The sequence below is a fragment of the Streptomyces sp. CC208A genome (assembly GCF_030010625.1).
Lineage (GTDB): Bacteria > Actinomycetota > Actinomycetes > Streptomycetales > Streptomycetaceae > Streptomyces.
In genome coordinates, this window is record NZ_JASCXN010000005.1 from 133703 (window position 1) to 158096 (window position 24394).

Sequence of the window (24394 nt, forward strand, 5' to 3'; positions counted from 1 at the left end):
GACGTGCTGTGCGCCCTGGACGGGCCGAGGGGGACGACGGCGCTCGCGCACCGGCTGGGGCGGGCGCCGTCCTCGGTCTCGGCGCATCCGGCGGTGCTGCGGGACGCGGGGCTGCTGACCTCCCGGCGTTACGGCCACCAGGTGCTGTACGAGCGGACGCCGCTGGGGATCGCGGTGTCGCAGCCGGACGCCGGCTGACCGCCATGTCACGATAAGCCCCGTTCATCCGCCTGCTGGGGGTGGACCTCACGCCCGTACTCCCCGCGTTGCCGACCCTGGGGGCCCGGATGTCCCGCCGCACGACCGTCACCGCCACGCTCGCCCTCGTCAGCGCGCTGCTGCTGGCCGTGAGCGGCTGTTCCTCCGGCGGGCCCGCCCCCTCCCCCGTCGGCCCGCCCTCCGCGACGGGGGGCGAGGCCCCCGCGCCGACCGGCGGGTCGCCGTTCTGGGTGGACCCGGAGAGCGACGCGGCGAAGCAGGTGCGGGAGTACGAGGCGCAGGGCCGCACCGACGACGCGCGGGCGCTGAAGCGGATCGCGGAGCAGCCGGTCGCGGACTGGCCGGCCGGCGACGACCCGGTGCCGGAGATCCTGCGGGCGGTGCGCGGGGCGACGGCCGAGGACCGGACGGCGGTCTTCGTGGCGTACAACATCCCGCACCGGGACTGCGGCATGTACTCGGCGGGCGGGGCGCACGACGGGACGGCGTACCGGGCGTGGATCGACGCCTTCGCCTCGGCGATCGGGGACGCCTCGGCCGTGGTGGTGCTCGAACCGGACGCGGTGCCGCACATGGTGGACGGCTGTACGCCTCCGGAGTACCACGAGGAGCGGTCCGCGCTGCTCGCGGAGGCGGTCGAGCGGCTGAAGCGGCAACCGCGGACCCGGGTCTACCTGGACGCGGGCAATCCGGCGTGGATCGACGATCCGGGCAAGCTGGTGGAGCCGTTGCGGCGGGCGGGGGTCTCCCGGGCGGACGGCTTCGCGCTGAACGTGTCGAACTTCCAGACCACCGCGGCGGTGCGGGAGTTCGGGGCGACCCTGTCGGGGCTGCTCGGCGGGATGCACTTCACGATCGACACGAGCCGGAACGGCGCAGGACCCCTCCCGGGGGACCGGGCGGAGGCCTGGTGCAATCCCCCGGGCCGGTCGCTCGGGGTGCCGCCGACGGACCGGACCGGGGACGCGCTGGTGGACGCGTACCTGTGGATCAAGCGTCCGGGGGAGTCGGACGGGCAGTGCCGGGGCGGCCCGGCGGCGGGCACCTGGTGGCCTGAGTACGCGCTGGGGCTCGCCCGCCGGGCCGGGTCCTGACGGGGCCGCTCACTCCTCGCGTTCCGTCCCGACCCGGAGCCACTTGGCCTCGGACGGGATGCCGTCCTGGTCGGTGACGAAGAGCATGTACCAGCCGGGCGGGACGAGGGTGCGGTCGTCGGGCACGTCCACGGTGACGGTGAGGCCGTCCTTGCCCCGCGTCAGGTCCAGGGCCACCGAGCGCTGTTCGACGTCGGTGGTGTGGGTGACGGCGCTGGGCCGCATGAGCCGGGCCGTGGCGATCCGGCCGGCGTCCTTGGTCTTGAAGGTGGCGCGGCCGTTCCGGTCGAGCTCCTGCGGTCCCTCGCCCAGGACCGGCCGGCCGGCGCCCGCCTTGTGGAGGTAGGGCGGGGTGAAGACCTCGATACGCTGCTCGAAGGTGCCGAGCTTGGTGTTGTCCTTGTCGGCGTAGAGCGGGTCGGAGCCGAAGGTGGCGACCCGTCCGTCGGGCAGCAGCAGTGCCTCCGAGTGGTAGTTGCGGCCGACGGTGGGGTCGGCCGCCGCCGCGAAGGCGTTGGTGGCGGGGTCGTAGAACTGGGCCTTGAGGATGTCGCTGGCGCCGCGGCCGCGGTAGTCGCGGGAGCCGCCGGTGGTGAAGACGGTGTCGTCGGGGAGGAGGACGCTGCTGAGGTAGCGGGTGCCCTGCGGGAGCGGCGGGCCGTCCTTGAAGACCGGGTTGTCGCTGCCGAGGTCGACGACGGCGGTGCGGGCGGTGGACTTGGCGGACTCGCCGACCCCGCCGCCGCCGAGGACCATGATCTTCTGGGCCTGTGCGGGCGGCAGGATCAGGGAGGCGGAGGTCTCCAGCTGGTCGGTGTCGGTGAGGCCGGGGAGCCTGGTGAAGGTGTTGGTCTCCAGGTCCCACAGGCCCGGGGCGCGGCCCTTGTCGGCGGGCCCGTAGCCGGCGTTGGAGCCGGTGTAGAGGAGCTTGCCGCCCTTGGTGAGGAAGAGCGCCGGGTAGGTGGGGAAGTAGCGGAAGGGGCCCTTGGTCCACTTCTTGGTCTCGGGGTCGTAGATCTCGTTGTCGCCGGGGACGACGTCGCCGACGTCGTTGAGGCCGGAGACGGCGAGGACCCTGCCGTCCTGGAGTCCGACGAGGGTGGGGTACCAGCGGGCGTCCTTCATGGGGGCGACCGGGATGTACTTCTCCGCCTTGGGGTCGAACTCGTAGGCGGCCTTGATGCCCTGGAAGTCCTGCTTCTCGGTGGTGAGCTTCTGGGCGAGGCCGTAGACGTTGTCGGCGTCCTTGCCCTTGAGGCCGACGACCTCGTACTGGGCGGCCTGGGTGGTGAGGCCCTGCGGGCCCTCCTCGACGGCCTCGACGAAGACGCGGGCCTCGGAGGCGGTCACCTTGGTCTTCCACGGCTTCATCTGGCCGCTCTTGAAGTACGAGATCTCGAACTCGCGCTTCGCCCTGGGGACGGTGACGTCGGTGGTGGAGACGTACTCGACACCGGACGGGGAGCGGAAGCGGGTGCCCTTCTTCAGGGTGACGGCCTTGTCGGGGCTCTCGTTCTTCACCCGCATCCCGCCGCCGGCCTTCCTCACGCTGCCGTCGAGGACCTCGTAGCGGGCGGTGCCGCCGGCCACCAGGAGCCGTCCGTCGGGGAGTTGGCTGTGTCCGGCGCAGAAGAAGTCCTCGGGGGTGGGGATCTTCTTGAAGGTGTTCTTCACCGGGTCCCACAGGACGGTGTCGAAGGTCCCGGCGTCGAAGTTCTTCTGGTTGTTGCCCGAGCCGGCGATCAGCAGCACCTTGCCGGTGTGCAGGAGGGCCGCGTGGATGGCGTTGATGCGGGCCCCGTCGGGGACGGAGACGCCGAGCCAGGAGCCGTACCTCTTCTTGTACTCGGGCTGGGCGATCTTGTAGGCGTGGTACTTCTCCGAGGCGAAGGAGACGGCGGCGGGCGCGTTGAGCGCGGCGAGGACGAGGACGGCGCCGCTGCCGAGCAGGGTCTTCTTGAACTTCTTGGACGGCCGGTAGGCCATGGCTCAGTTCCCTCCGGTCTTCGTGGGCGCGGTGGTCGCGGGCGGGTGCGGGGGCAGGGGCGGGAACTGCGGCAGCGGCGGTACGGCGCGCAGCTCCATTCCAGCGGGGGCGACGGTGAGGCGGCGCTCCCTGACGCGGGCGCGGACCCGGGCGCGGTGCCGGGCGCGGACCGCGCGGGCACGCCGGTCCCGCAGGCAGGTGAGGGCCCACACGGTGAGCGGGGCGAGCGCGATGCCGAGGGCGAGGACCGCCCAGGTGCGCATGGCCGCGTGGGTGTGCCCGTAGCGGACCGAGGCCACCAGGGAGGCGATGAGGACGGCCGCCCAGAAGAGGTGGATGCGGAAGGTGAGGACGCGGTCGGGGCTGGCGGCGCCGCCCTTGGGGGTGACGACGAAACGGCCCCGGGTGCGCAGCAGCGCGGAGCCGAGGGACCTGAGGTAGAGGGGGGCGGAGAGCGCGGACATCATCATGCCGGCGAGGCCGCCGGAGCCCTCGGGCTCGTGCGGGGAGACGTTGTGGCGGCGGTTCCAGAGGTAGAGGCCGATCTGGAGGGCGACGGCGTCGCTGTAGATCATCAGCCAGACCTGGGAGGAGACCTGGGTGCCGGAGGCGCCGAGCCACAGGTAGAGGACGCAACTGAGGATGCCGAGCAGCCAGTTGACGGCCGTCATGGGGTAGTAGACGAGCATCAGCGTGTAGTTGAGGAGGCGGCCGGGCGGCATGCTGAACGGCGCCTTCCAGTACTGCTTGAGGATCGTCTCGTAGGTGCCCCGGGACCAGCGGAGCTGCTGGGTGAAGAAGTCCGTCCAGGAGACGGGGCCCTCGCCGACGGCGAGGACGTCGGGGGTGTAGACGGAGCGCCAGCGCCGGCCGGTGACCGGGTTCTTGCGGCGGTGCAGTTCGAAGCCGGTGGCCATGTCCTCGGTGATGGAGTCGTACAGGCCGCCGATCTGCTTCAGGGCGGCGATCCTGACGACGTTGTTGGTGCCGACGAACATGGGGGCGCGGTAGCGGTTGCCGGCGCGCTGGATGAGGGCGTGGAAGAGGAACTGCTGGGACTCGGCGGCCTTGGTGACGGCGCCGGTGTAGTTGCCGTAGACCTGCGGGCCGACGACGAAGGCGACGTCGGGGTCGCGGAAGTAGCCGAGCATCCGCTCCAGGAAGGCGGGGAGCGGGACGTGGTCGGTGTCGACCGAGGCGAAGTAGTCGTAGGCGTCGCCGTGCATGGCGAGCCAGGCGTTGTAGTTGCCGTGCTTGGTCTTCGCCTTGTGCGGGCCCTTCTTCCGGTTCCACTCGGGTATGCCGGCGCGGGTGAAGTGGCGGACGCCGAGTTCGGCGCAGAGCGCCTTCGCCTCGTCGGAGTCGCCCTCGTCGAGGAGCCAGACGTGCAGGGTGCCGGCGTGCCGGACGCGGACGGCGGCCTCCAGGGTGGCGCGGACCATGGAGAGGGGTTCCTTGCCGGGCACGTACGTGGTGAGGAAGGCGACCCGGGTGCCCTTCTCGGGGTACACCGGCACGGGGTCGCGGGCGACCATGGTGGCGTGGGCGATCGAGGCGACGTTCACCAGCATGAAGAAGCAGATGAGGCCGATGGCCACGAGCATCACGGTGTCGTACGGCACCCGCCAGGTGTCGTCGCCCTCGCGGACGGTCCAGTGCGTGGGCCAGACCAGGTAGGCGAGGAGGACCGCGGAGAGCAGCGGGGCGAGGGCCATGAGGAGGACGGCGCGTATTCGGTGCGGCTCCTTCGAGAGCAGGCTCGTGTACTGCACCCGGTGGTCCGCCGTGCCCGGTTCCGTCAGGGGACCGGCGAGTCGGCTGTAGGTGTCGTAGTCGTAGCCTCCCGGCCGCACGGTGCCTCCAGCTGTCGTCGAACGAGTCGATATCCCCACAAAAGGGGGTACCGCTCGGTGTGTCGACTGGAGTACTCCGAGTGAGGGTTTCCCGGCCCGTGCGTCCACCCGATCGATGCAGCGGGTACGCGGGCGGGTACGCGGCGGCCTTGCGTGGCCGGATTCGGCCCCTCCACGGCGGCGCGGCCGACGGCCCGGTGGCACTCCCCCGCGGAGACACCGGCGCCGTCGGCAGCCGTTCATGGAGGACGTTAACCGATGTCGAGCACTCGCCCAAAACCCCGCTGAGCAGCGGAAAGCCCCCGGGGACCGGGGGCTTCGGGTGCGGCGGGCTCAGGCGCCGAGGTGGCGCTCCACCGTCTCGACCTTGGAGGTGAGGCCGTTGGTGACGCCGGGCCGGATGTCGGCCTTGAGGACGACGGAGACGCGCGGGGCGCGCGCCTCGACGGCGGCGACGGCCCGCTTCACCACGTCCATCACTTCATCCCACTCTCCCTCGACGGAGGTGAACATGGCGTCGGTGCGGTTCGGCAGACCGGACTCCCGGACGACGCGGACGGCGTCGGCGACGTACTCGCCGACGTCCTCGCCGACACCGAGCGGGGTGACGGAGAAGGCGACGATCATGCCTTGACCGCGCTCTCGGCGGCCTCGGCGCGGGCGCGGGAGGCGATGACGGCCGCCTCGGCCTCGCGCTTCAGCCTGCGGTCGGCGAAGAAGCCGCCGAAGGGCAGCACGGAGAGGGCGAAGTAGACGGCGGCGGTGCCGAAGCTCCACTTGGTGCGGTTCCAGGCGTCCAGCCAGAAGAGCACGTAGAGGACGAAGAGCACGCCGTGGACCGCGCCCATGACCGGCACCGCGTTGAAGTCCGTGGTCCGCTTGAGCACCGAGCAGACCAGCAGGAGCAGGAACGAGACGGCCTCGGGCGTGGAGACGAGCCGGAGGCGGTGGAGCGAGGAAGCGGTCTTGAGGTCCACGGAGGGGTCACCTTCGTTCGAGCCGTTGAGTGAGCCGTTGAGGGATCTTGTGAACGGATGCACAAGGGGTGGGCGGATCCATTGTGCACGGTGACTTTGCTGTCTCTTTATCCGGGTCCCCGCTACCTTCGGGCCGTGGCTACGTTCCGACTCCAAGGCAGCAAGGTGCTCGCCGTGACGATGACCGGCGACGCCGTCAAGGCGAAGAACGGCTCGATGGTCGCCTATGACGGGCAGATGGCGTTCAAGAAGATGACCGGCGGCGGGGAGGGTCTGCGCGGCATGGTCACCCGGCGGCTGACGGGTGAACAGATGGAGATGATGGAGGTCAAGGGCCAGGGGACCTGCTGGTTCGCCGACCGGGCCTCCGAGATCAACCTCGTCCACCTGCACGGCGACAGGCTGTGGGTGGAGGCGAGCAACCTGCTCTGCACCGACGCGGGGCTGCGTACCGGCACGACCTTCACGGGCCTGCGCGGCGGCGCGACCGGCAACGGCCTGTTCACCACCACGGTGGAGGGCACCGGACAGGCGGCCATCATGTCCGACGGCCCGGCGACGGTGCTCCGGGTGACCCCGCAGTACCCGCTGTCGGTCGACCCGGGCGCGTACGTCGCCCACCAGGGCAACCTCCAGCAGCACTTCCAGTCGGGTGTGACCTTCCGCACCCTGATCGGCGAGGGCGGCGGCGAGGCCTTCCAGATCCGCTTCGAGGGGGACGGGCTCGTGTACGTCCAGCCGAGCGAGCGGAACACCATCGGGGGTGACGTCTGATGCCGTTCCGCGAGATCAACTCGAAGATGGTCGAGGCGACCGTCGTCCCGGGGCAGCGGCTTTTCAGCCAGCGTGGTGCGATGCTCGCCTACCGGGGGGACGTCACGTTCACGCCGAACCTCACCGGCGGGCAGGGCGGTCTGATGTCGATGATCGGCCGCCGGGTGGCCGGCGAGGCGACGCCGCTGATGACCGTGGAGGGCAGCGGCACGGTGGTGTTCGGGCACGGCGGCCACCACATCCAGGTGATCGCGCTGTCCGGCGACACCCTCTACGTGGAGGCGGACCGGCTGCTCGCCTTCGACGGGACCCTGGAGCAGGGCACCATGTTCATGGGCTCGCAGGGCGGGGTCATGGGCATGGTGCGCGGCCAGGTGACCGGCCAGGGCCTGTTCACCACCACCCTGAAGGGGCACGGCTCGGTGGCGGTCATGGCGCACGGCGGGGTGATCGAGCTGCCGATCGTGCCGGGCCGCCCGGTCCACGTCGACCCGCAGGCGTACGTCGCCCACTACGGCCAGGTGCGCAACAAGCTCTCGACGGCGCTGGGCTGGCGGGACATGGTGGGCCGCGGCTCGGGCGAGGCGTTCCAGCTGGAGCTGAGCGGCAGCGGCACGGTGTACGTCCAGGCCTCGGAGGAGAAGCTGTGAGCAGCCCCGTCATCCACGATCCGCACACCCTGCCGTCGGACGACAACGTCAACGACTACACCTTCTGCGTCGAGTTGAAGGGTTCCCCCTGGTTCCTCCAGAAGGGGAAGATGATCGCCTATTACGGGCGGATCGAGTTCAACGGGATCGGGCACGGCCGGCTGGACCGGCTGGTGCGGACCGCGTTCCACTCGCCGCTGCACGCGAGCGACTGGGTGGTGGCCGAGGGCAGCGGCAAGATGCTGCTCGCGGACCGGGCCTTCGACGTGAACTCGTACGACCTGGACGAGGGCAATCTGACGATCCGGTCGGGGAACCTGCTGGCCTACCAGCCGACGCTGGCGCTGAAGCAGTCGATCGTGCCGGGGTTCGTGACGCTGATCGGCACGGGGAAGTTCGTGGCGGCGTCGAACGGCCCGGTGGTCTTCATGGAGCCGCCGCTGCGGGTGGATCCGCAGGCGCTGGTGGGGTGGGCGGACTGCCCCTCCCCCTGCCACCACTACGATCACGCCTATCTGACGGGCGTGATGGGCGGCGTACGGGCCCTGACGGGCATCGGCGGCTCCTCCGGCGAGGAGCACCAGTTCGAGTTCGTCGGGGCGGGCACGGTGCTGCTCCAGTCGACGGAGCTGCTGATGGCGGAGCGGAACATCGGGGCACCGCCGGCCCAGGCCGGGGTGCCGGGCGGGCACGGGGCGCACGGTTCCGGCCAGGGGGCGCAGGGTGCGGTACCGCGCCTTCCCGGCCAGCTCGGTGACCTGCAGCGGCGCTTCGGTCTGTGAGCGGTAGTCTGCGGAGCGTGACGCGTCGAACGGCCGCGCGGGGGCGTGCGGCCGGCACGGCGGGTGCCGGGCGTCACCCCGCAGATTTCGTCAAGTATTCAACTTCTTAGGTAGAATCCACTCATGGACACCGAGACGGCCACTCCCTGGCTCACCGACGCCGAGCAGTGCGCGTGGCGCACCTTCCTCGACGTCCAGAGAATGCTGACGCACCAGCTGGAGCGCGACCTCCAGCCCTTCGGGCTGACGATGAACGACTACGAGATCCTCGTCAACCTCTCGGAGTCCGCCGAGCGCAGACTGCGCATGAGCGATCTGGCGGCCGCCACCCTCCAGTCCAAGAGCCGCCTGTCCCACCAGATCACCCGGATGGAGAACGCGGGCCTGGTGGAGCGGGTGAACTGCGAGTCCGACCGGCGCGGCCTCTACGCGGTCCTCACCGACCACGGCATGGAGACCATGCGCAAGGTCGCCCCGCACCACGTGGAGTCGGTCCGCGACCACTTCATCGACCGGCTCACCCCGGAGGCGCTCGACGCCCTCCACGCGTCCCTGAAGCCGGTCGCCGAGCGGCTGCGCGGCAAGCGCGGCAAGCCGTGACCTGACAGATGTGCGCGGAAAGGGCCTCCCCGGCGCGGGGAGGCCCTTTCCGTTCGTTCCGTCCGGGCCCGGCGGTCAGCTGCCGGTCAGGCTCGCCAGGAGCTCGTCGGAGGCCGCGTACGGGTCGAGCGCGCCGGCCGCGACCCGCTCGGCGAGCGCGTCGAGGTGCCGGTCGCCGTGCAGGTCGCCGATCCGCTCGCGCAGCGCCGTGATGGCGATGGTCTCCACCTCGCGGGCCGCACGGGCCTTCCGGCGCTCCGCCAGGACCCCGTGCTCCTCCATCCAGGCCCGGTGCTTCTCCAGGGCCTCCACGACCTCGTCGACGCCCTCGCCGCGGGCCGCGACCGTCTTCACGATCGGCGGCCGCCAGTCGCCGGGGCCGCGGGCCTCGCCGAGGCCCAGCATGTGGTTGAGCTCGCGGGCGGTGGCGTCGGCGCCGTCCCGGTCCGCCTTGTTGACCACGTACACGTCGCCGATCTCCAGGATGCCCGCCTTCGCGGCCTGGATCCCGTCGCCCATGCCCGGGGCGAGCAGGACGACGGAGGTGTCGGCCTGGCTCGCGATCTCGACCTCCGACTGGCCGACGCCGACCGTCTCGACCAGGATCACGTCGCAGCCGGCCGCGTCGAGGACCCGGATGGCCTGCGGGGCGGCCCAGGCAAGGCCGCCCAGGTGGCCGCGGGTGGCCATCGAGCGGATGTAGACGCCCGGGTCGGAGGCGTGGTCCGACATCCGCACCCGGTCGCCGAGGAGCGCGCCGCCGCTGAACGGCGAGGACGGGTCGACGGCGAGCACGCCGACCCGCTTGCCCGCCCGGCGGTACGCGGCCACGAGCGCCGAGGTCGACGTGGACTTGCCGACCCCGGGCGAGCCGGTCAGGCCCACCACGTAGGCGTTGCCGGTCAGCGGTGCCAGCGCCGCCATCACCTCGCGCAGCTGTGGGGACGCCCCCTCCACCAGCGAGATCAGCCGGGCCACGGCCCGCGGCCGGCCCTCCCGTGCCTGGGCGACGAGAGCGGGGACGTCCACCATGCTGCGTTCTCCTTCGGGAAGGTGCTTACTTGCCGGCGCCGGGGACGCGGACGATCAGGGCGTCGCCCTGGCCGCCGCCGCCGCACAGCGCGGCCGCGCCGACACCGCCGCCGCGGCGCTTCAGCTCCAGCGCGAGGTGGAGCACCACGCGGGCGCCGGACATGCCGATCGGGTGGCCGAGCGCGATGGCGCCGCCGTTGACGTTCACCTTTTCCGGGGACACGCCGAGGTCCTTCATGGACTGGACGGCGACCGCGGCGAAGGCCTCGTTGATCTCGATCAGGTCGAGGTCGTCGACGGTCAGGCCCTCCTTCTTGAGGGCGTGCCGGATGGCGTTGGACGGCTGCGACTGGAGCGAGTTGTCCGGGCCCGCCACGTTGCCGTGGGCGCCGATCTCGGCGATCCACTCCAGGCCCAGCTCCTCCGCCTTGGCCTTGCTCATCACGACCACGGCGGCGGCGCCGTCGGAGATCTGCGAGGAGGTGCCGGCGGTGATGGTGCCGTCCTTGGCGAAAGCGGGGCGCAGCTTGCCGAGGGACTCGACGGTGGTCTCGGCGCGGACGCCCTCGTCCTTGGCGAAGACGACCGGGTCGCCCTTGCGCTGCGGGATCTCGACCGGGGTGATCTCGGCCTCGAAGACGCCGTTCTTCTGGGCGGCGGCGGCGCGCTGGTGCGAGAGGGCCGCGATCTCGTCCTGCGAGGCGCGGTCGATGCCCAGGCGGGTGTTGTGCTTCTCGGTGGACTCGCCCATCGCGATGTTCTCGAAGGCGTCGGTGAGGCCGTCGTGCGCCATCGCGTCGAGCATCTCGATCGCGCCGTACTTGAAGCCCTCGCGGGACTTCGGCAGCACGTGCGGGGCGTTGGTCATGGACTCCTGGCCGCCGGCGACGATCACGTCGAACTCGCCGGCGCGGATCAGCTGGTCGGCCAGGGCGATGGCGTCCAGGCCGGAGAGGCACACCTTGTTGATGGTGAGGGCGGGGACGCTCATCGGGATGCCGCCCTTGACGGCGGCCTGGCGGGCGGGGATCTGCCCGGCGCCCGCCTGGAGCACCTGGCCCATGATCACGTACTGCACCTGGTCGCCGCCGATGCCGGCCCGGTCCAGGGCGGCCTTGATGGCGAAGCCGCCGAGGTCGGCGCCGGAGAAGGACTTGAGCGAGCCGAGGAGGCGACCCATGGGCGTGCGGGCGCCCGCGACGATCACTGAGGTGGTACCGGTCGTTCCAGACATGAGGCACGGCCCCTTGGGGTGAGAAGTGAACGAGGGTTCACCGCCAATGTACTGAGCGGCGCGGCATGAGGTCACCGGCCTGCCGGTGTGACGGCGCGCACGTTGCGTAACCATCGCGGCGGGGGTGCACTGGAGCCATGCTGACGCGTATCGACCACATCGGGATCGCCTGCTTCGACCTGGACAGGACCGTCGAGTTCTACCGTGCCACGTACGGCTTCGAGGTCTACCACTCCGAGGTCAACGAGGAGCAGGGCGTCCGCGAGGCCATGCTGAGGATCAACGCCACCGACGACGGCGGGGCCTCCTACCTCCAGCTCCTGGAGCCCACCCGCGAGGACTCCGCGGTCGGCAAGTGGCTGGCCAAGAACGGCGAGGGCGTCCACCACATCGCCTTCGGCACCGCGGACGTCGACGGGGACGCCGAGGCCATCCGCTCCAAGGGCGTCCGGGTCCTGTACGACGAGCCCCGGATCGGCTCCATGGGCTCCCGGATCACCTTCCTGCACCCCAAGGACTGCCACGGCGTCCTCACCGAACTCGTCACCTCGGCACCGCCTTCCGCCGACCACTCCTCAGCGGAGCACTGACCTCCGTATTCCCGGCCCGGTAGAGTGGGCGACTCCGGGCCGGGGCCGGTCGGGGCCGCTTCGTGCGGCGCCGAAGTCGGGATGTCGGGGTCGTCCGATCTGACACGATTCCCCGGGGGGACCGTTCTGTCCGGTGAACGGTGCTCGTCGGAACGTCGCGACCAGGGTTGGGGTCTCCCCTGCTCGCAGAGCTCGGGGAAGGGATGGACCGCGCAGTGCGGGGCTACGAACGCCAGGAGAGCCACCGAGCTGAAGACGACCATCTCTCGCGGTTCGAAGCCGAGATGGACCGGCTGAAGAAGGAGCGAGAAAAGGCCGTCCAGCACGCCGAGGACCTCGGTTACCAGGTCGAGGTCCTGCGCGCCAAGCTCCACGAGGCGCGCCGCACCCTCGCGTCCCGGCCCGCCCACGACAGCGCGGACATCGGCTACCAGGCCGAGCAGTTGCTGCGGAACGCGCAGGCGCAGGCCGAGCAGCTCCGCCAGGACGCCGAGCGGGAGCTGCGCGAGGCGCGGGCGCAGACCCAGCGGATCCTCCAGGAGCACGCCGAGCACCAGGCCCGGCTCCAGGCCGAGCTGCACAACGAGGCCGTCCAGCGCCGCCAGCAGCTCGACCAGGAGCTGAACGAGCGCCGCCAGACCGTCGAGGCCCACGTCAACGAGAACGTGGCCTGGGCCGAGCAGCTGCGGGCCCGCACCGAGGCGCAGGCCCGCCGGCTGATGGACGAGGCCCGCGCGGAGGCCGAGCAGTCGCTCGCGGCCGCCCGCGCCGAGGCCGCCCGGCTGACCGAGGAGACCGGCCGCCGGGTCGGCGCCGAGGCGGAGGCCGCCCGCGCCGAGGCCGAAGCGATTCTGCTGCGCGCCCGCAAGGACGCCGAGCGGCTGATGACGGCCGCCTCCACTCAGGCCCAGGAGGCCACCGGCCACGCCGAGCAGCTGCGTACCGCCGCCGTCGCCGAGACCGACCAGGCCCGCCGCCAGGCGAGCGAGCTGTCCCGCGCCGCCGAGCAGCGGATGCAGGAGGCCGAGGAGCGGCTGCGGCAGGCCCGTGCCGAGGCCGACAAGGCGCTCGCGGAGGCGAAGGAGGCCGCGGCGAGGACGCTGTCCTCCGCCGACTCCGTCAACGAGCAGCGCACCCGTACCGCCAAGGCGGAGATCGCCCGGCTCGTCGGCGAGGCCACCAAGGAGGCCGAGGCCCTCAAGGCGGAGGCCGAGGAGAAGCTGCGCGAGGCGACCGCGCGCTCCGAGAAGCTGGTCGCCGAGGCCACCGAGAAGGCCCGCACCGCCGCGGCCGAGGACTCGGCGGCGGCGCTCGCCAAGGCGGCCCGCAGCGCCGAGGAGATCCTCAGCAAGGCGTCCGAGGAGGCCTCCGAGACCACCCGGAAGGCCGCGGAGGAGGCCGAGCGGATCCGCCGCGAGGCCGAGACCGAGGCCGACCGGCTGCGTTCCCGCGCCGAGGAGCAGGCCGACGAGCTGCTCGGCTCGGCCAAGGACGACACCAAGGAGTACCGGGCCAAGACCGTCGAGCTCCAGGAGGAGGCCCGGCGGCTGCGCGGCGAGGCCGAGCAGCTGCGCGCCGAGGCCGTCGCCGAGGGCGAGCGGATCCGCGGCGAGGCCCGCCGCGAGGCGGTGCAGCAGATCGAGGAGGCGGCGAAGACCGCCGAGGAGCTGCTCGCCAAGGCGAAGGCCGACGCCGAGGAGCTGCGGACCAACGCCGGCGCGGAGAGCGAGAAGGTCCGCTCCGAGGCGATGGAGCGGGCCCAGACGCTCCGCGCCCAGGCCGAGGAGACCCTGGAGCGGACCCGCGCGGAGGCCGAGCGGCTGCGGACCGAGGCCGAGGAGCAGGCCGAGGCGGTGCGGGAGGCCGCCGAGAAGGCCGCCGAGACCCTGCGCGCCGACGCCGAGCGGGCCGCCGAGGCCCGCCGGGCGGAGGCCGCAGAGGAGCTGGCCCGGCTGCACGCCGACGCCGAGGCGAAGGTGGCGGCGGCCGGCCGGGAGCTGACCGACGCGCGGGCCGAGGGCGAGCGGATCCGCCGCGAGGCCGCGGAGGAGACCGAGCGGCTGCGGTCGGAGGCCGCCGAGCGGATCCGTACGCTCCAGGAGCAGGCCGAGCAGGAGGCCGAGCGGCTGCGGTCGGAGGCCGCGACGGACGCCGCCGCGGCCCGTACGGAGGCCGAGTCCACCGCGCAGCGGCTCACCTCCGAGGCCGAGACCGAGGCCGAACGGCTGCGGTCGGAGGCGCAGGAGACCGCCGACCGGGTGCGGGCCGAGGCCGCGGCCGCGGCCGAGCGGGTCGCCGCGGAGGCCGCGGAGGCGCTGTCCGCCGCCCGTGAGGAGGCCAACCGGCGCCGCCGGGAGGCCGAGGAGACGCTGGAGTCGGCCCGTTCCGAGGCGGGCCGGGAGCGCGAGCTGGCCCGCGAGCAGTCGGAGGAGCTGCTCGCCGCCGCTCGCAAGCGGGTGGAGGAGGCGCAGGCCGAGGCGCAGCGCCTGGTCGAGGAGGCCGAGGCGCGGGCGGCCGAGCTGGTCGGTGCCGCCTCGCGAGCCGCGCAGGAGGTCCGCGACTCGGTCGCCGGGCTGCGCGAGCAGGCCGAGGAGGAGATCGCCGGGCTGCGTTCGGCCGCCGAGCACGCGGCGGAGCGGACCAGGACCGAGGCGCAGGAGGAGGCGGACCGGGTCCGCGCCGACGCGTACGAGGAGCGGGAGCGGGCCTCGGAGGACGCGGCCCGCACGCGCGCGCGTGCCCAGGAGGAGTCCGAGGCGGCGAAGGCGCTGGCCGAGCGGACGGTCGGGGACGCGATCGCGGAGGCGGAGAAGCTCCGTACGGACACCGCCGAGTACGCGCAGCGGGTACGGACCGAGGCGACGGACGCGCTGGCGGCGGCCGAGCAGGACGCGGCCCGCACCCGGGCGGACGCCCGCGAGGACGCCAACCGGATCCGTTCGGAGGCGGCCGAGAAGGCCGAGGGCGTGGTCGGCGAGGCGACGGCCGAGGCGGAGCGGATCGGCGCGGAGGCCGAACGGGTCCTGGACGAGGCCCGGCAGGCCGCGGACAAGCGCCGCCAGGACGCCGCCGAGCAAGCGGACGCCCTCATCGGCGAGGCGACGACGGAGGCCGAGCGGATCACGGCCGAGGCCACGCAGGTCCTGGACGAGGCCCGGCAGGCCGCGGACAAGCGCCGCCAGGACGCCGCCGAACAGGCCGACACCCTCATCGGGGAAGCGACGGCGGAGGCGGAGCGGATCACGGCCGAGGCCGCCGAGCTGTGGGAGACCACCGAGCGGGACGCGACCCGGCTGCGGGCCGAGGCCGAGCAGGTCAAGACCGACGGCGAGGCGCACGCGCAGGCGCTGCGCACGGCCGCCCTGGCCGACGCCGAGCAGGTCCTGGACGAGGCCCGGCAGGCCGCGGACAAGCGCCGCCAGGACGCCGCCGAACAGGCCGACACCCTGATCGGCGAGGCGACGACGGAGGCCGGCCGGATCACCGACGAGGCGGCCGAGCTGGCCGAGTCGGTGACCGCCGACGCCCGCGCCGAGGCCGAGCGGACGATCGCGGACGCGGCCGGGGAGGCCGAGCGGCTGCGGACCGAGGGCGCCGAGGCGCTGGAGTCGGCCCGTCAGGACGCCGAGCGGATCCGTACGGAGTCGGCGAAGGTCCGGGAGGACGCCGAGGCGGCGGCCGAGCAGATGCGCTCGGAGGCCCGCGCGGAGGCCGACCGGACCCTCGACGAGGCCCGCGAGGCCGGCGCGAGGAAGCGCGCGGACGCGGCCGAGCAGGCCGACCAGCTGATCGCCAAGGCCCAGGAGGAGGCGCTGCGCGCCACCGCGGAGGCCGAGTCGCAGGCGGACACGATGGTCGGCGCGGCCCGCAAGGAGGCCGACCGCATCGTCGCCGAGGCGACCGTGGAGGGCAACGCCCTGGTGGAGAAGGCCCGTACGGACGCGGACGAGCTCCTGGTCGGCGCCCGCAAGGACGCCACCGCCATAAGGGAGCGCGCCGAGGAGCTGCGGGGCCGGATCGAGGGCGAGATCGAGGAGCTGCACGAGCGGGCGCGGCGCGAGTCGGCCGAGCAGATGAAGACGGCCGGCGAGCGCGTGGACAAGCTGGTGAAGGCCGCGGAGGAGCAGCGCGCCGAGGCCGAGGCGAAGGCCAAGGAGATGGTCTCGGAGGCGAGTTCGGAGGCGAGCAAGGTCCGGATCGCGGCCGTGCGGAAGGCGGACGCCCTCCTCAAGGAGGCGGCGCAGAAGAAGAGTTCGCTGATCGCGGAGGCCGAGCGGATCAAGGCGGAGGCGGAGGCCGAGGCGGAGCGGCTGGTCGAGGAGGGCCGGCGCGAGCTGGAGGTCCTGACCCGGCGTCGTACGGACATCAATGCCGAGATCTCCCGTGTCCAGGACGTGCTGGAGGCGTTGGAGTCTTTCGAGACCCCGTCGGCGGGGGCGAAGGACGGACTCAAGGCGGGCGCTTCCTCGGGTTCCACTCGTTCGAGTGGCAAGTCCCAGGACGGCTAGCCACTCAAAAGGCTGGACATTCTCCAGATCAAACGGGCATACGCTCGATGACACGCCGCTTCGGCCCCTAGGATTCCCCCTAACACCTCACCGGTCTCATTCGACAGGAACCCCATGAGCGACACTTCCTCCCCCTTCGGCTTCGAGCTCGTGCGGCGTGGTTACGACCGCGGTCAGGTGGACGACCGCATTACCAAGCTCGTCGCCGACCGTGACAGTGCTCTGGCCCGGATCACCTCCCTGGAGAAGCGCATCGAGGAACTCCACCTCGAGACGCAGAACGCCCAGGCGCAGGTGAGCGACGCCGAGCCCTCGTACGCCGGTCTCGGCGCGCGCGTCGAGAAGATCCTCCGTCTCGCCGAGGAGGAGGCGAAGGACCTGCGCGAGGAGGCCCGTCGCGCCGCCGAGCAGCACCGCGAGCTGGCCGAGTCGGCCGCCCAGCAGGTGCGCAACGACGCGGAGTCCTTCGCGGCGGAGCGGAAGGCGAAGGCCGAGGACGAGGGCGTCCGGATCGTCGAGAAGGCCCAGGGCGAGGCCAACTCGCTGCGCGCCGAGGCGCAGAAGGACGCGCAGTCGAAGCGCGAGGAGGCGGACGCCCTCTTCGAGGAGACCCGCGCCAAGGCCGCCCAGGCCGCCGCGGACTTCGAGACCAACCTGGCCAAGCGCCGCGAGCAGTCCGAGCGCGACCTGGCCTCCCGTCAGGCCAAGGCCGAGAAGCGCCTCGCCGAGATCGAGCACCGCGCCGAGCAGCTCCGCCTGGAGGCCGAGAAGCTCCGCACGGACGCCGAGCGCCGGGCCCGCCAGACGGTGGAGACCGCGCAGCGCCAGGCCGAGGACATCGTGGCCGACGCGAACGCCAAGGCGGACCGGATCCGCTCGGAATCGGAGCGCGAGCTGGCGGCCCTGACCAACCGCCGCGACTCCATCAACGCGCAGCTGACCAACGTCCGCGAGATGCTGGCCACGCTGACCGGTGCCGCGGTGGCGGCGGCCGGCTCCCCGCTGGACGAGGAGCGCTCCGCGGGCGTCCCCGCGCAGCAGACCCGGTAAGCCTCGTAGGTCCTGCGACTCCCCCCGTCATTCCGGTGGCGGGGGGTTTCGCGCGCCCGTAGGTTGTACGCATGATCGAGCTCGACGGACTGACGAAGCGGTACGGGACGAAGACGGCGGTCGATCATCTCTCCTTCCGGGTCCGGCCGGGCATGATCACCGGCTTCCTGGGGCCCAACGGGGCGGGGAAGTCGACCACGATGCGGATGATGCTCGATCTGGACAACCCGACGAGCGGGACGGTGCGGATCGACGGCCGGCACTACCGCGACCTCGACGAGCCGCTGAAGTACATCGGGGCGCTGCTCGACGCCAAGGCGATGCACGGGGGCCGCTCGGCGTACAACAACCTGCTGTGTCTGGCGCAGTCGAACCGGATCCCGGAGCGCCGGGTCGGCGAGGTGCTCGACCTGGTGGGTCTGACGGCGGTGGCGCGGAAGAAGTCGAAGGGGTTCTCGCTCGGCATGGGCCAGCGGCTCGGGATCGCGTCGGCGCTGCTCGGCGATCCCGAGATCCTCATGTTCGACGAACCCGTCAATGGTCTGGACCCCGAGGGAATTCACTGGATCCGCAATCTGATGAAGGCGCTGGCGGCGGAAGGAAGAACGATCTTCGTCTCCAGCCATCTGATGAGTGAAATGGCACTGACGGCCGATCATCTGATCGTCATCGGGCAGGGAAAGCTGCTGGCCGACACGTCGATGGCCGATTTCATCCAGCGGAATTCACGGAGTTTCGTCCGGCTCCGCTCCCCGCAGCAGGAACAGTTGCGGGACATGCTGCACGGCGCCGGATTCGTGGTGGTCGAGGCGGGAAACGGGACCCTGGAGGTCGACGGGGCCACGACCGAGAAACTGGGCGAGCTCGCGGCGGCGCACGGGCTGACGCTGCACGAGCTGAGCTCCCAGCGCGCCTCGCTGGAGGAGGCGTTCATGCAGATGACGGCGGGCGCGGTGGAGTACCACGCGCACGGCACCGACGTGCACGGCGGCGCACCGGCCGCACCCGGCCCCGTGTGGGGTGCGGACTCCGGCTGGGGCCCGGTGAGCGGCCCGGCCGACGGCTCGACCTCCGAGGGGGCCTGATCCATGGCAGCGGCGACGGCGGTCCTCCAGTCCGAGTGGACCAAGATCCGGACGGTCTCGTCGACGGTCTGGACGCTGGCGAGCGCCCTGATCGTCACGGTGGCGATGGGCGCGGCGATCTCGGCGCTCCTGAGGTCGACCTTCGACGACCTCTCCCCGCTGGAGCGGGCGACCTTCGACCCGACCTTCGTCAGCTTCTCCGGGATGATCCTGGGCCAGCTGGCGATGGTGGTCTTCGGCGTGCTCGTGGTGGGGACCGAGTACTCCTCGGGCATGATCCGCACCTCGCTCGCCGCCGTCCCCCAGCGGGCCACCTTCCTCTTCTCCAAGATCGCGGTGGCCGGGGTGCTGGCCCTCCTCGTCGGTCTGGCGACGAGCTTCCTGGCCTTCTTCCTCGGACAGGCGCTGCTCGGCGAGCACCGGACCACGATCGGCGCGGACAACGTGCTGCGGGCGGTGGTCGGCGGCGGGCTCTACATGGGGCTGATCGCGGTCTTCTCGATGGGCGTGGCGACGATGCTGCGCTCCTCGATGCTGTCGCTCGGCATCCTGGTGCCGTTCTTCTTCCTGATCTCGCAGATCCTGTCGGCGGTGCCGAAGGCGAAGGAGGTCGCCCGGTACTTCCCCGACCAGGCCGGCTCCAAGATCATGCAGGTGGTGCCGGACGCGCTGGGCTCGGAGAAGGCGCCGTACGGGCCGTGGGGCGGCCTCGGGATCATGCTGGCCTGGGTGGCGGCCTCGCTGCTCGGCGGCTACCTGGTGCTGAAGCGGCGGGACGCCTGACGCCCGGCCCCCGCCCGGGGAGTCCCTGATTTCTCCCTGAGGTCTCGCTTCGGTCTCTCTTCTCCGGCGCGGGAACCGTCAACGGCTGGATAAGCTCCTGACTCGTACGGGGGCCTCACGGCCGCGCGCCGCCCTGCCCCCGATCGCACACCACGGACCTGTCGATGGGGCTGGAGAATGATCGAGGCAGTCGGCCTGACGAAGCGCTACGGCGCCAAGACGGCCGTGTACGACCTTTCCTTCCAGGTGAGGCCCGGTGTCGTCACCGGCTTCCTGGGACCGAACGGCTCCGGCAAGTCGACCACCATGCGCATGATCCTCGGCCTGGACCAGCCGACGTCCGGCCATGTGACGATCGGCGGCCACCCCTTCCGGCAGCTGCCGAACGCGCCCCGGCAGGTCGGCGCCCTCCTCGACGCCAAGGCCGTGCACGGCGGCCGCAGCGCCCGCAACCACCTCCTCTCGCTGGCCCAGCTGGCCGGCATCCCGGCCCGCCGGGTCGACGAGGTGCTGGGCGTGGTGGGCCTCCAGGACGTGGCGAAGCGCCGCTCCAAGGGCTTCTCCCTCGGCATGGGCCAGCGGCTCGGCATCGCGGCGGCCCTGCTCGGCGACCCGCAGGTGCTGCTCTTCGACGAGCCGGTCAACGGCCTGGACCCGGAGGGCATCCTCTGGGTGCGGAACCTGATGAAGAAGCTCGCCGCCGAGGGCCGTACGGTCTTCGTCTCCAGCCACCTCATGAGCGAGATGGCGCTGACGGCCGACCACCTGATCGTGATCGGCCGGGGGCAGCTGCTCTCCGACATGCCGGTGAAGCAGTTCATCTCGGCGAACTCGGCGGACTTCGCCCGGGTCCGCGTCCCGGACGCCGAGGCCGGCCAGCGGGAGAAGCTCTCGGCCGTGCTCGCCGAGGCCGGCGGCCAGGTCCTCTCCGAGCCGGACGGGGCGCTGCGCGTCACCGGCCTGCCGCTGCCGAGGATCAGCGACCTGGCGCACGGGGCGGACGTACGGCTCTGGGAGCTCTCCCCGCACCAGGCCTCCCTGGAGGAGGCGTACATGCGGCTGACGCAGGGCGCGGTGGACTACCGCTCCAGCGACGACAAGCTGGCCCACCTCCAGGCCCCGCCGCAGCCCGGGCAGCCGGGGTACGGGCTGCCGCCGCAGCCGCCCGCCGTCCCGGCCGCGCCGCAGCAGGGCTGGTACGCCCCGCCGCCGCCCGGACAGAACCCGTACGCCGCCGAGCAGCCTCCGGCGGCGCCCGCGGCCCCGGCCGCCCCCACCGCCCCGCAGCCGCGCGACACCACCGAGGACGACCGATGACCGCCCCGACCCCCACGCCTCCCCCGCCGTACGGCTACGTCTCCCCCATCCCGGTCCGCCGGGCGCACCTCGGGGACGCGCTCGCCTCGGAGTGGACGAAGATCCGCTCGGTGCGGTCGACGATGTGGACGCTGGGGACGATGGTCCTGCTGATGGTGGTGGTCGGTCTCGGCGTGGCCGCGATCGCCGCCGCCGAGGGCGGGGGCGTGGGCGCGGAGTCGGCGCTGACGCTGGGCTTCTTCGGGACGCTGCCCGCCTCGATCTGCGTGATCACCCTGGGGGTGCTCACGATCTCGTCCGAGTACGGCACGGGGATGATCCGGACCACGCTGACGGCGTGCCCGAGCCGGTCCCGGGTGCTGACGGCGAAGGCGATCGTCTTCTTCCTGCTGGTCTTCACGATCACGCTGGTCGTCACGTTCGCGGTGGGGACCGCGCAGGTGGCGATGGTGGACGCGGCGCAGCCGACGGGGGCGGAGTGGGCGCGGGCCACGGTAGGCGTGGCCGCCTTCCTGGCCGTGCTCGGCCTGCTGTCGATGGCGGTCGGGGCGCTGGTGCGGCACTCGGCCGGCGCCATCACGGCGATGATCGGGGTGCTGCTGCTGCCCCTGGTGGCGAGCATGTTCATGCTCACGCCGGCGCTCCAGGACCTCCAGAAGGTGCTGGTCACCTACGCGGTGCCTTCGCAGCTGATCGCGCTGTACCAGTCGGAGCCGCTGTTCACGGACAGCGGTCCGGCGGGCTGGGAGACCCTGTTCGTCCTGACGGGAATCACCGCGGCGGTGCTGGGTGGCGCGTACGCGCTGCTCAACAGCCGGGACGTCTGAGCGCCCGGCTCCTCCGGCCTAGTACTTCGGCGCGTTGCGGGACCGCTGCACCCGGGTGGTGCGGCGGTCCTTCGCGTTCCAGCAGGCCTTGTGCCAGTGGCGGCGGTCGTCGACGCCGCCGTACTCGGGCCAGGCGACGACGTGCGGGGCGCCGGGCGGGATCTCCTGGTCGCAGCCGGGGCAGCGGTAGCGCTTGCCCGGGGAGCTGGCGCCGGCGACCAGGCGGACGTACCACTCCTCGCCCTGCCAGGTCTCGGTGCGCTGCGAGCCGCCGTACCGGTCGCCGCGGTCGTCCTGCGCCTCGGGCCTGACGGCTCGGCGGGAGCGGTTGTGACGGGGCGACACGGCACACCTCACGGGGTCGGGGAACACGGACCGTTCCCTCCAGCGTACGGGCCGCGACATGGTGCCCGGGGCGCCGGTCCGAGGTCCCGGGCCGAAAATCGCAAGAACTTCAGCCGGGGCCGTTGCCTTTGGCACGTGTCAGACGTTGTTGCCAGTACCGGGGGGAGAGAACGCGTCGGCCGCAAGGAGGCAGAAGGCGATGCGCGTAGGAACGTTCGTTCTGGCGGCACAGTTTCCGGGGCAGGGGCAGGGAGAGGCGCTGCACCGGGCGGTGCGGACCGCCGAGGTGGCCGAGGAGGCGGGCCTGGACTCGGTCTGGCTGGCCGAGCACCATTTCGTGCCGTACGGCGTCTGCCCGTCGGCCGTGACCCTGGCGGCCGTGCTGCTCGGCCGCACCCGGCGGCTGCGGGTGGGGACGGCGGTGAGCGTGCTGCCCGCCGTCCACCCGGTCGCCCTCGGCGAGCAGGCGGCGCTGCTGCACATCGTCTCGGGCGGCAGGTTCACCCTCGGGGTGGGCCGTGGCGGGCCCTGGGTGGACCTGGAGGTGTTCGGCGCGGGTCTCGACGCGTACGAGCGCGGCTTCCCGGAGGCCCTCGACCTGTTGCTGCGCTGGCTCACCGAGCCCCGCGTGGGTGCCGAGGGAGAACGGTTCTCCTTCCGTGAGGTGCCGGTGGTGCCCCGGGCCGGCGAGCTGATCGGCGGCGAGGCGTCGCCTGAGGTGGTGGTGGCCTGCACCTCGCAGCGGAGCGTGCGGCTCGCGGCCGAGCGCGGGCTCCCGATGCTGCTCGGCATGCACTGCGGCGACGAGGACAAGGCCGAGATGGTCGCGGCCTGGGCCCGCTGGGCGCGGGAGGCCGGGCGGGATCCGGACGAGGTCGCGCGGATCGGCGCCGGGCACGTCTCCGCGGGCGTGGTGCAGCTCGCGGACCGCAGCCAGGAGGCGGCGGAGACCCTGGTGAAGGCGATGCCGGGCTGGCTGAAGCAGGGCCTGGACGCGCATGTGACGGTGGACGGCCGGCACCGGGCCATGCGGGACCCGGTGGCGTACACCGAACTGCTCTGCTCGCTGCACCCGGTCGGCACCCCCGCGCTCGCGGCGGACCGGCTCGCGGCGACCGCCGAGCGCACCGGCATCACCCGCTTCGCCCTCCTCGCCGAAGGCTCCGGCGACCTGGCCGGCACCGAGGAGAACCTGCGGCGACTGGGCGCCGAGGTCCTCCCCCGGCTGGCCTGAGGGACGGAGGACGCCGCCGCTCCGGCGTCCCCGCGATCGGTGCGCGTCGGCACGCACCGATCGTGGCTCCCGCGAGGCGGGCGGAGGCGACGGATCCCGGTGGCGACGGTCGGGCCCCTCAGCAGTCGCGGAGTTCCGGCGACTGGTTGAGCAGCTGTCCCCGTATCGAGGTGAAGCGGGCGAGGCGCTCGTCCACCGCCGGGTCCAGCGGGAAGACCGCCACCCGGTGGCAGTTCTGGAAGGCCAGACGCACTCCGAAGTGGCGCTGGAGCGCGCCGCGGATCGCGTCGCTCGCCATCGCGCGCAGCAGCTGACCACGGGCCTGCTCGTTCGGCGGCGGCGTCTGGTTGTCGGCGAACTCTCCGCCCTCGACCTCCAGCTGGGCCACCAGAGAACTGATCATCTCCCACGCGAAGGGCAGGGAAGTCCGGACGCAGTCGACGAAGGCGGCTTCGTCGACCTCGCCTCGCTCGGCCTGCTCCAACAGTGCCGGTGAGACGTCGAGCGACATGGGTTCTCCTCTCGCGACCCCGCGGACGGGGTCTGTGCGGGCAGGGCCGAAGACCGACGTACGCCACGCTGCGTGCCCGGACGACGACCTCCAGCTCCCACGGTAAGCGCGCGGTCCTGCCCGCACCAGGCGATTGGGCACACAACAGGCCGATAACCGACGGGTGTTCGGCTCACACTCATGCCCGAATCGCGTAGAAGGGCGCTCCTCTTGTAGCGTTGGCGACCATGCGTCTCGTCATTGCCCGTTGCTCCGTGGACTACGCGGGCCGGCTCACGGCCCACCTGCCCTCCGCGCCCCGTCTGATCCTGATCAAGGCAGACGGCAGCGTCTCCATCCACGCGGACGACCGGGCGTACAAACCGCTCAACTGGATGTCGCCGCCGTGCACCCTGAAGGAGGGCGTCAACGGGGAGACCGGCACCTGGACCGTGATCAACAAAGCGGGCGAGAAACTGATCATCACGATGGAGGAGATCCTCCACGACTCGTCCCACGAACTGGGCGTGGACCCGGGCCTCATCAAGGACGGCGTCGAGGCCCACCTCCAGGAGCTGCTGGCCGACCGGATCGAGACGCTGGGCGAGGGCTGGACGCTGGTCCGCCGCGAGTACCCGACGGCGATCGGCCCGGTCGACATCCTCTGCCGGGACGCGGACGGCGCCACGGTCGCGGTCGAGATCAAGCGGCGCGGCGAGATCGACGGCGTCGAGCAGCTCACCCGCTACCTGGAGCTGCTCAACCGCGATCCCCATCTCGCCCCGGTGAAGGGCATCTTCGCGGCGCAGGAGATCAAGCCGCAGGCGCGGGTCCTCGCGACGGACCGCGGGATCGACTGCGTGGTGCTCGACTACGACGCCCTGCGCGGCATCGAGGACGACAAGCTGCGGCTCTTCTGAGACGGGCGGTACGACGAAGGGGACGGCCCCGGACGCGCTGAGC

General features: G+C 72.3%; 22 protein-coding genes and 1 pseudogene. 15 read left to right on the forward strand and 8 right to left on the reverse strand.

What is annotated here, in order from left to right:
* Together QK442_RS08395 and QK442_RS08400 are read left to right on the forward strand one after the other, a co-directional pair.
* Positions 1-198 (forward strand): annotated as a pseudogene (locus QK442_RS08395) (transcriptional regulator); the annotation flags it as partial.
* 89 nt (positions 199-287) lie between these two features.
* Positions 288-1313 carry a glycoside hydrolase family 6 protein gene (locus QK442_RS08400; protein WP_282693239.1) on the forward strand — a complete coding sequence of 342 codons (1026 nt, stop codon included), beginning with the start codon at positions 288-290 and terminating at the stop codon, positions 1311-1313.
* Positions 1314-1322: 9 nt separating this feature from the next.
* On the opposite strand, the gene QK442_RS08405 is transcribed toward QK442_RS08400, so the two are convergent.
* From QK442_RS08405 to QK442_RS08420, 4 genes are all read right to left on the reverse strand, one after another.
* Entirely contained in the window at positions 1323-3299 is a 1977-nt protein-coding gene (locus QK442_RS08405; protein ID WP_282693240.1) for a kelch motif-containing protein, read from the reverse strand.
* A 3-nt stretch (positions 3300-3302) separates the two neighbouring features.
* A complete protein-coding gene (locus QK442_RS08410) occupies positions 3303-5153 on the reverse strand; it encodes a cellulose synthase catalytic subunit (RefSeq protein WP_282693241.1) in 1851 nt (616 codons plus the stop codon).
* A 333-nt stretch (positions 5154-5486) separates the two neighbouring features.
* Entirely contained in the window at positions 5487-5780 is a 294-nt protein-coding gene (locus QK442_RS08415; RefSeq protein WP_282693242.1) for an MTH1187 family thiamine-binding protein, read from the reverse strand.
* Positions 5777-6130, reverse strand: a complete 354-nt coding sequence (locus tag QK442_RS08420; protein WP_282693243.1) for a DUF3817 domain-containing protein — start codon at positions 6128-6130, stop codon at positions 5777-5779. Before QK442_RS08420 ends, QK442_RS08415 begins: the two co-directional genes overlap by 4 nt.
* 135 nt (positions 6131-6265) lie before the next feature.
* Between QK442_RS08420 and QK442_RS08425 the strand changes: the two genes are divergently transcribed.
* From QK442_RS08425 to QK442_RS08440, 4 genes are all read left to right on the forward strand, one after another.
* Complete coding sequence (locus QK442_RS08425; protein ID WP_282693244.1) at positions 6266-6904, forward strand: AIM24 family protein; 639 nt, start codon at positions 6266-6268, stop codon at positions 6902-6904.
* Positions 6904-7554, forward strand: a complete 651-nt coding sequence (locus tag QK442_RS08430; protein WP_282693245.1) for an AIM24 family protein — start codon at positions 6904-6906, stop codon at positions 7552-7554. Before QK442_RS08425 ends, QK442_RS08430 begins: the two co-directional genes overlap by 1 nt.
* Positions 7551-8336 carry an AIM24 family protein gene (locus QK442_RS08435; RefSeq protein WP_282693246.1) on the forward strand — a complete coding sequence of 262 codons (786 nt, stop codon included), beginning with the start codon at positions 7551-7553 and terminating at the stop codon, positions 8334-8336. Before QK442_RS08430 ends, QK442_RS08435 begins: the two co-directional genes overlap by 4 nt.
* Positions 8337-8459: 123 nt before the next feature.
* Positions 8460-8936: a MarR family transcriptional regulator gene (locus tag QK442_RS08440; RefSeq protein WP_282693247.1), complete on the forward strand. Its 477-nt coding sequence runs from the start codon at positions 8460-8462 to the stop codon at positions 8934-8936.
* A 75-nt stretch (positions 8937-9011) separates the two neighbouring features.
* On the opposite strand, the gene meaB is transcribed toward QK442_RS08440, so the two are convergent.
* Both meaB and QK442_RS08450 read right to left on the reverse strand, forming a co-directional pair.
* Positions 9012-9968: a methylmalonyl Co-A mutase-associated GTPase MeaB gene (meaB, locus tag QK442_RS08445; RefSeq protein ID WP_282693248.1), complete on the reverse strand. Its 957-nt coding sequence runs from the start codon at positions 9966-9968 to the stop codon at positions 9012-9014.
* Between the two features lie 25 nt (positions 9969-9993).
* On the reverse strand, positions 9994-11202 hold the full coding sequence (locus QK442_RS08450) for an acetyl-CoA C-acetyltransferase (protein WP_282693249.1): 1209 nt from the start codon (positions 11200-11202) through the stop codon (positions 9994-9996).
* A 137-nt stretch (positions 11203-11339) separates the two neighbouring features.
* On the opposite strand from QK442_RS08450, the gene mce reads away from it, so the two are divergent.
* The 7 genes from mce to QK442_RS08485 all read left to right on the forward strand — a co-directional run bounded on the left by mce (position 11340) and on the right by QK442_RS08485 (position 21362).
* The gene (gene mce, locus QK442_RS08455; protein WP_282693250.1) at positions 11340-11792 is read left to right on the forward strand and encodes a methylmalonyl-CoA epimerase; all 453 of its coding nucleotides are present in this window, start codon (positions 11340-11342) and stop codon (positions 11790-11792) included.
* Positions 11793-11995: 203 nt separating this feature from the next.
* Complete coding sequence (gene scy / locus QK442_RS08460; RefSeq protein WP_282693251.1) at positions 11996-16300, forward strand: polarized growth protein Scy; 4305 nt, start codon at positions 11996-11998, stop codon at positions 16298-16300.
* 114 nt (positions 16301-16414) lie between these two features.
* The gene (locus QK442_RS08465; RefSeq protein ID WP_030492585.1) at positions 16415-17350 is read left to right on the forward strand and encodes a cellulose-binding protein; all 936 of its coding nucleotides are present in this window, start codon (positions 16415-16417) and stop codon (positions 17348-17350) included.
* A gap of 71 nt (positions 17351-17421) precedes the next feature.
* Positions 17422-18435, forward strand: a complete 1014-nt coding sequence (locus QK442_RS08470) for an ABC transporter ATP-binding protein (RefSeq protein ID WP_282693252.1) — start codon at positions 17422-17424, stop codon at positions 18433-18435.
* 3 nt (positions 18436-18438) lie between these two features.
* Positions 18439-19218 (forward strand): ABC transporter permease, encoded by a 780-nt coding sequence (locus tag QK442_RS08475; protein ID WP_282693253.1) that lies wholly within the window; start codon positions 18439-18441, stop codon positions 19216-19218.
* Positions 19219-19395: 177 nt separating this feature from the next.
* The gene (locus QK442_RS08480; protein ID WP_282693254.1) at positions 19396-20535 is read left to right on the forward strand and encodes an ABC transporter ATP-binding protein; all 1140 of its coding nucleotides are present in this window, start codon (positions 19396-19398) and stop codon (positions 20533-20535) included.
* Positions 20532-21362 carry an ABC transporter permease subunit gene (locus QK442_RS08485; protein WP_282693255.1) on the forward strand — a complete coding sequence of 277 codons (831 nt, stop codon included), beginning with the start codon at positions 20532-20534 and terminating at the stop codon, positions 21360-21362. The genes QK442_RS08480 and QK442_RS08485 overlap by 4 nt, the downstream gene beginning before the upstream one ends.
* 18 nt (positions 21363-21380) lie before the next feature.
* Here the strand turns inward: QK442_RS08485 and QK442_RS08490 are convergent, their stop codons facing one another.
* A complete protein-coding gene (locus QK442_RS08490; RefSeq protein ID WP_282693256.1) occupies positions 21381-21707 on the reverse strand; it encodes an ATP/GTP-binding protein in 327 nt (108 codons plus the stop codon).
* A gap of 199 nt (positions 21708-21906) precedes the next feature.
* On the opposite strand from QK442_RS08490, the gene QK442_RS08495 reads away from it, so the two are divergent.
* The gene (locus QK442_RS08495) at positions 21907-22941 is read left to right on the forward strand and encodes an LLM class flavin-dependent oxidoreductase (RefSeq protein ID WP_282693257.1); all 1035 of its coding nucleotides are present in this window, start codon (positions 21907-21909) and stop codon (positions 22939-22941) included.
* A gap of 118 nt (positions 22942-23059) precedes the next feature.
* Here the strand turns inward: QK442_RS08495 and QK442_RS08500 are convergent, their stop codons facing one another.
* Positions 23060-23452 carry an SCO5389 family protein gene (locus tag QK442_RS08500; RefSeq protein ID WP_282693258.1) on the reverse strand — a complete coding sequence of 131 codons (393 nt, stop codon included), beginning with the start codon at positions 23450-23452 and terminating at the stop codon, positions 23060-23062.
* A 227-nt stretch (positions 23453-23679) separates the two neighbouring features.
* Between QK442_RS08500 and nucS the strand changes: the two genes are divergently transcribed.
* A complete protein-coding gene (gene nucS, locus QK442_RS08505) occupies positions 23680-24351 on the forward strand; it encodes an endonuclease NucS (protein WP_282693259.1) in 672 nt (223 codons plus the stop codon).
* Positions 24352-24394 lie beyond the last annotated feature (43 nt).